This is a genomic window from Actinomadura sp. RB99, assembly GCF_014706005.1.
Classification (GTDB): Bacteria; Actinomycetota; Actinomycetes; order Streptosporangiales; family Streptosporangiaceae; genus Spirillospora.
In genome coordinates this window covers 17,299-22,695 of record NZ_JABMCA010000073.1, presented here as the reverse complement: position 1 = coordinate 22,695, position 5,397 = coordinate 17,299, and the positions used below count along the sequence as shown (strand labels likewise).

The 5,397-nt window shown below is 71.1% G+C and carries 5 protein-coding genes; 3 read left to right on the top strand and 2 right to left on the bottom strand.

The window, feature by feature from the left end; all coding sequences use genetic code 11:
- Positions 1–496 precede the first annotated feature (496 nt).
- Positions 497–2,011, bottom strand: coding sequence for an amino acid adenylation domain-containing protein (locus tag amrb99_RS40345; RefSeq protein ID WP_190866501.1), 1,515 nt, complete (start codon positions 2,009–2,011; stop codon positions 497–499).
- Positions 2,012–2,288: 277 nt separating this feature from the next.
- On the opposite strand from amrb99_RS40345, the gene sbnA reads away from it, so the two are divergent.
- Together sbnA and sbnB are read left to right on the top strand one after the other, a co-directional pair.
- Positions 2,289–3,245, top strand: a complete 957-nt coding sequence (gene sbnA / locus amrb99_RS40340; protein WP_347257059.1) for a 2,3-diaminopropionate biosynthesis protein SbnA — start codon at positions 2,289–2,291, stop codon at positions 3,243–3,245.
- A gap of 38 nt (positions 3,246–3,283) precedes the next feature.
- Positions 3,284–4,309, top strand: coding sequence for a 2,3-diaminopropionate biosynthesis protein SbnB (gene sbnB / locus amrb99_RS40335; protein WP_190866497.1), 1,026 nt, complete (start codon positions 3,284–3,286; stop codon positions 4,307–4,309).
- Positions 4,310–4,354: 45 nt separating this feature from the next.
- Here the strand turns inward: sbnB and amrb99_RS40330 are convergent, their stop codons facing one another.
- Positions 4,355–4,936, bottom strand: a complete 582-nt coding sequence (locus tag amrb99_RS40330; RefSeq protein WP_190866494.1) for a Uma2 family endonuclease — start codon at positions 4,934–4,936, stop codon at positions 4,355–4,357.
- Positions 4,937–5,067: 131 nt separating this feature from the next.
- Between amrb99_RS40330 and amrb99_RS40325 the strand changes: the two genes are divergently transcribed.
- Positions 5,068–5,310 carry a hypothetical protein gene (locus amrb99_RS40325; RefSeq protein WP_190866492.1) on the top strand — a complete coding sequence of 81 codons (243 nt, stop codon included), beginning with the start codon at positions 5,068–5,070 and terminating at the stop codon, positions 5,308–5,310.
- Positions 5,311–5,397: the final 87 nt, after the last annotated feature.

Genomic DNA, 5,397 nt, shown 5'->3' with positions numbered 1-5,397 from the left:
CAAGTGGTGCTTTCCCGGTCGAAGGGGGTTTGCTTTGTGCCAGGCTTCGGCGTCAGGAAGGCGCCGGCGGGCGGAATTCAAAGAGAATGACCACAGAACTGATCGGGCTGCTCCCCGTCCCCTTTCACCCGAGTCCCTTCCGGGAACGCGGCGGCGGCGCGCGGACCCGGGGATCGACGCCCCGTGGTCCCGCCAATACAGAGCGCCGCCGCTTTCCGCCCTCGACCGGGACCCGCCCCGCGACCCATCGTCCTACTCAGGAGTAGCGGGGCCACAGTTAACCAGCCTGTCACATGCCTCGCAATCCCCTCGAAAGTAGAACTTGACCCCGCCAATTGCTCACGGGAGTGACAAAAGACCCGGTCACCGGCATGGGCGGTCAGCGGCAGGACGCTCACCCTATGACAAAGGTTGACAACTCAACACGAACAAGGCGATTACGGAGCGTTAAATGATCTCCGCGCGGGGCGTGCCGCCGGCCGCCCCAGCCCGGCCGCTACCTGGCCGGGTACTCGTGCACGACGACGGCCGCGGCGCGCACCCCGGGGTGCCGCTGCAGCACCGCCTCGATCTCGCCCAGCTCCATCCGCACGCCGGAGATCTTCACCTGCCGGTCGACCCGCCCCAGGTACTGCAGGGTCGGGCGGTCCTCGCCGCCCGCCCCGGCGGGCAGCAGCCGCACGGCGTCGCCCGTCCGGTAGAGCCGCCCGGTCGGCGACGGGCCGAACGGGTCCCGGTAGAACGCCTCCCGGGTCCGCTCGTCGTTGCCCAGGTAGCCGCGGCCGACGGCGACGCCGCCGACGAACAGCTCGCCGGTCTCGCCCGCGTCGCACGCCGTCCAGGTCCCGTCGTCGCCCTCCCGCAGGACGTGCAGGCGCGCGTTGACGACCGGGGTGCCGATCGGCAGCCGCAGCAGGTCGAGGTCCCCTCCGGTCACCGTGTGGTGGGTGACGTCGTCGGAGCACTCGGTGGGCCCGTAGGCGTTGAGCAGCCGCGCGTGCGGCATGGCCTCCAGCCAGCGGCGCGCCAGCTCGGCCGGCAGCTCCTCGCCCGTAGCGATCATCCAGCGCAGCCCGCCGAGGCTCCCCTCGGGCGCCCCCGGCAGGTCGTCCAGCAGGTGCCGGACCATGGTCGGGACCAGCTCGACGACCGTGATGCCCTGCTCGTCCACCGCCCGCGCGAACGCGACCGGGTCGTGGCCGACCTCGTCGCCGATCACGTCCACCCGGCCGCCGACCAGCAGCGGGGCCAGCATCTGCCAGATCGAGATGTCGAACCCGAGCGGCGCGGTGAACGCGAGGACGTCGTCCCCGGTCAGCTCCAGGTCGACGATCTTGGCCCAGAGGTGGTTGACCATCCCCTGGTGCTCGACGACCGCGCCCTTCGGCCGGCCCGTGGACCCCGAGGTGAACAGCACGTACCGGGGCCGGTCCAGGCCGTGCAGGCGCGGCCCGCCCGCCCACGGCTCCAGACCCGCCGCGTCCGCCGCGCGCAGCACCCGGCACCCGGCCTCCGCGGCGCCCTCCAGCAGCGCCGGCGCGCTCGCGCCGTCGTCCACCAGCACCAGCACCGACGCGCCCGCCTGGTCGAGGACGTCGCGGACGCGCCCGGCCGGCCAGGTCTCGTCGGCCGGCACGTACAGCGCGCCGACCAGTTCGATCGCCAGAAACGCCGCCACCACCGCGGCGCAGCGCCCGCCGCCGACCCCGACCACGGTGCCGGGCTCGACGCCCGCGCCCGCGAGCAGCGCGGCCAGCCGGCGCGCCTCCGCCGCGAGGCCGGCGTAGGACAGCGACCGGGCCCGGTCGGTCACCGCGGGCCGGTCCCGCTCGGCGGCGAACCGCTCCACCCGGACGATCAGCGGGTCGGCGAGGTCGACCGCGTGCTCGCGCACCATCCCGTGCCGCGCCGCCAGCTCCCGCGCCCGCTCCGCCTCGCCGGCGGGCACGGCGAGGACGGGCAGGCCGTCCAGGGGCAGCAGCCGATCCACGGCCGGGCCGCGAGCGCTCATCTTCACTCTCCGTGATGTCGTTCTTCTCCACCGTCATCGGCAAAAGAAGTGGAGGTCATAGCTTATGTCCGGCTCCGGTCGGCACCGCTCCGGATTCCGCGGATTGGACCCTACTCGCAGGTAATCGGGGGTTGCGACGGAACATGCCCGAAGGTACGGTGAGGCTCCGCCATGGTCTGGCGTGAGGCCCGCGGCGAACTCGGGGGAAGATGAGGGAATTGTTTCTTCATTCAAGGGTGACAGCGTGCCGATAATCACCTCGCCGCAGGATTTCAATGTGGACGACCTTTACGTCGACCTACGCCGCGTCATCGACCGTCCGCTCTTCCTCAAATGCGAGGGATTCAATTTCGCCGGCTCGGTGAAACTGAAGGCCGCCGCCGCGATGGTGGAGGCCGCCGAACGCGAGGGGGTGCTCGCCCCCGGCTCGACGATCGTCGAGTCGTCCTCCGGCAACCTCGGCATCGCGCTCAGCCTGATCGCCGCCGACCGCGGCCTGCGGTTCGTCTGCGTCACCGACCCGCGCTGCAACCCCGCCTCCGTCAAGGTCATGCGCGCGCTCGGCGCGGAGGTCCGCGTCATCGCCGACAAGGACGCCAACGGCGGCTACCTCGGCGGCCGCATCAAGTACGTCCAGGACCTGTGCGCGTCCGGCGACGGGTACGTCTGGCTGAACCAGTACGCCAACCGCAACAACTGGCTCGCCCACTACCGCGGGACCGCGCCGGCGATCGACAGGCAGTTCCCCGACCTGGAGGTCCTCTTCGTCGGGGCGGGCACCACCGGCACCCTGATGGGCTGCGCCCGCTACTTCCGCGAGCACCGCCGGCCCGTCACGATCGTGGCGGTCGACGCGGTCGGCTCGGTCACCTTCGGCGGCATCCCCGAGCGGCGGATGGTGCCCGGCCTCGGCACCAGCGCCAGGCCCGCGCTCGTCGACGAGTCCTACATCGACGACGTCGTGCACGTCGCCGAGCCCGACACGATCCGCACCGTGCACGCGCTGTCCTCGCGCGGGTTCCTGTTCGGCGGCTCGACCGGGACCGTGGTGTCCGGCGCGTCCCGCTGGCTGGACGCCAAGTACCCCGGCGAGGACCCCGTCGCCGTCGCCATCGCCCCCGACCTCGGCGAACGCTACCTCGACTCCCTTTACGACGAGAGCTGGCTCGGCGAGCACTTCGGCGAACTGCTCCCGGGGCTCGATCTCCCGGCCGCCGGTATTCTCGGCGTCTGATCATCCAGAACACCGCGAAAAGGACACGGAGTCCCTCCATGACGCAGGCCCCCACGTTCGCCGTGATCTCCGGCGCCCAGGTCCACGACGCGATCGCCGGGCGCGAGGAGCAGGTCATCGGCATGGTCGAGGCCGCCTACCGGCTGCACGGCGAGGGCCGCACCGTCAACCCCGACTCCTACTTCCTGCGGTTCCCGGACCGGCCGTCCGACCGGATCATCGCGCTGCCCGCCTCCGTCAAGGGCGACGTGGACGTGCACGGCATCAAGTGGATCTCCAGCTTCCCCGGCAACGTCGCGAACGGGATCCCCCGCGCGTCCGCCGTGCTGATCCTCAACGACGCCGAGACCGGCTACCCGTTCGCGTGCCTGGAGAGCTCCATCATCTCCGCCGCGCGCACCGCCGCGTCGGCGTCCCTCGCCGCCGCGACCCTCGCCGACGCGCGCGGAGACCGGCCCCGCCGGGTCGGCTTCGTCGGCGTCGGCCTCATCGCCCGGTACATCCACACCTACCTGGCGGGCAACGGCTTCACGTTCGACGAGCTCGGCATCCACGACCTGTCCCCCGAGCACGCCGAGGGCTTCAAGGGCTACCTCGAACGCTCCGAGAAGGGCGCGGTCACCGTCCACGACTCCGCCGAGTCGCTGATCCGCTCGTCCGACCTGATCGTCTTCGCCACGGTCGCGGGCGAGCCGCACGTCACCGACCCGGCCTGGTTCGCGCACAATCCGCTCGTGCTGCACGTCTCGCTGCGGGACCTCTCCCCCGAGATCATCCTGTCCGCGTACAACGTCGTGGACGACGTCGAGCACTGCATGAAGGCCAACACGTCGCCGCACCTGGCCGAGCAGAAGGTCGGCAACCGCGACTTCGTCGCCGGCACCCTCTACGACGTCCTCACCGGCGCCACCACCCCGCCCGCCGGCAAGCCGGTGGTCTTCTCCCCGTTCGGCCTCGGCGTCCTCGACCTCGCCGTCGCCAAGTACGTCCACGACCAGGTCACCGCCGCGGGGAACCTGCACACGATCCCCGGCTTCTTCCACGAGATGAAGCGCTACGGCTGACGCTCGCCTCGGATGGGGCGCCCGCCTGCGCGGCGTCCCACCGGGTCACGCGAACTCGGACGTGTCCAGCTCGATCCCGAACGGCTCCGGCAGCGAGATCGCCTTCCCGAACGGCACCTGGTGCGAGTCGCCGTAGTCCCTGCCGTCCGGCTCGCTGAACAGGGTCACCCTTCGCCTCTCCCGGTCCACCAGCAGGTAGTGCGGGATGTTCGCGCGGGCGTACGCGCACCGCTTCGCCTCGCGGTCGCGTTCCGGCCGGAAACCCGTGACCTCGACGACCATGGCGATGCCGTCAGACGGTGACCAGGGGTCGTCGCTGTGGACGTAGTGCCCGTCCGCCGGGACGAGCACCAAGTCCGGCCGCACGTGGTCGTCCAGGTCGCGATCGCGCCCCGGCAGGACGACGCCGAGGCTCGGCAGCGGATCGAACCTGCGGGCGCAGCGTCCGCAGACCTGCAGGATCAACTCGGAAACGCAGTGCTCGTGCGATCCCACCGGAACGCCGGTCACGAAGATCTCCCCGTCGATCAGCTCGACGCGGTAGCCCTTCGGGGCATCGGTCTCCAGGAAGTGCTCCACGAGAACGCCCTCCCGCTCCCGGGCACCCACGTCGTTGTTCGCCGTCACGAGCGGCTCCTCTCGTCTCGACGGGGAACCTATATTCAACGTGTGACAGTTCGAGTGCGCTTCGTCATGGGAGGGTCGAGCTCGTCCCAGCCGAGTGGATAGGAGGGGCGGGGAGCGGGCACGGGTCGGTCATGGACGAGCGAGACGATCCGCGTGGGGACGTTCAGGAGCTGAGCGACTTCGAGCTGGCGGTGTACGAGACCGTGGCGGAGATCGACGTCGAGGGCCGCGCGGCGGACTTCGAGACGATCGAGCGGCTGATGGAGGCGCCCGAAGAGGATCTCTGGGCCGCGCTGGGCCACCTGGTGTCGATCAATCACCTGCACTCGACCCCGAAGGGCTACGTCCTCGGCCCGCACGACTGGGACGCCTGACCCGCCGGCCGGGGCGTCCCGGTGAGCGGGAGGCGGTGGCGCCGGACGGGCGCGGGGCGGGAGGATGGTCCACTGCCGTGCACGTGT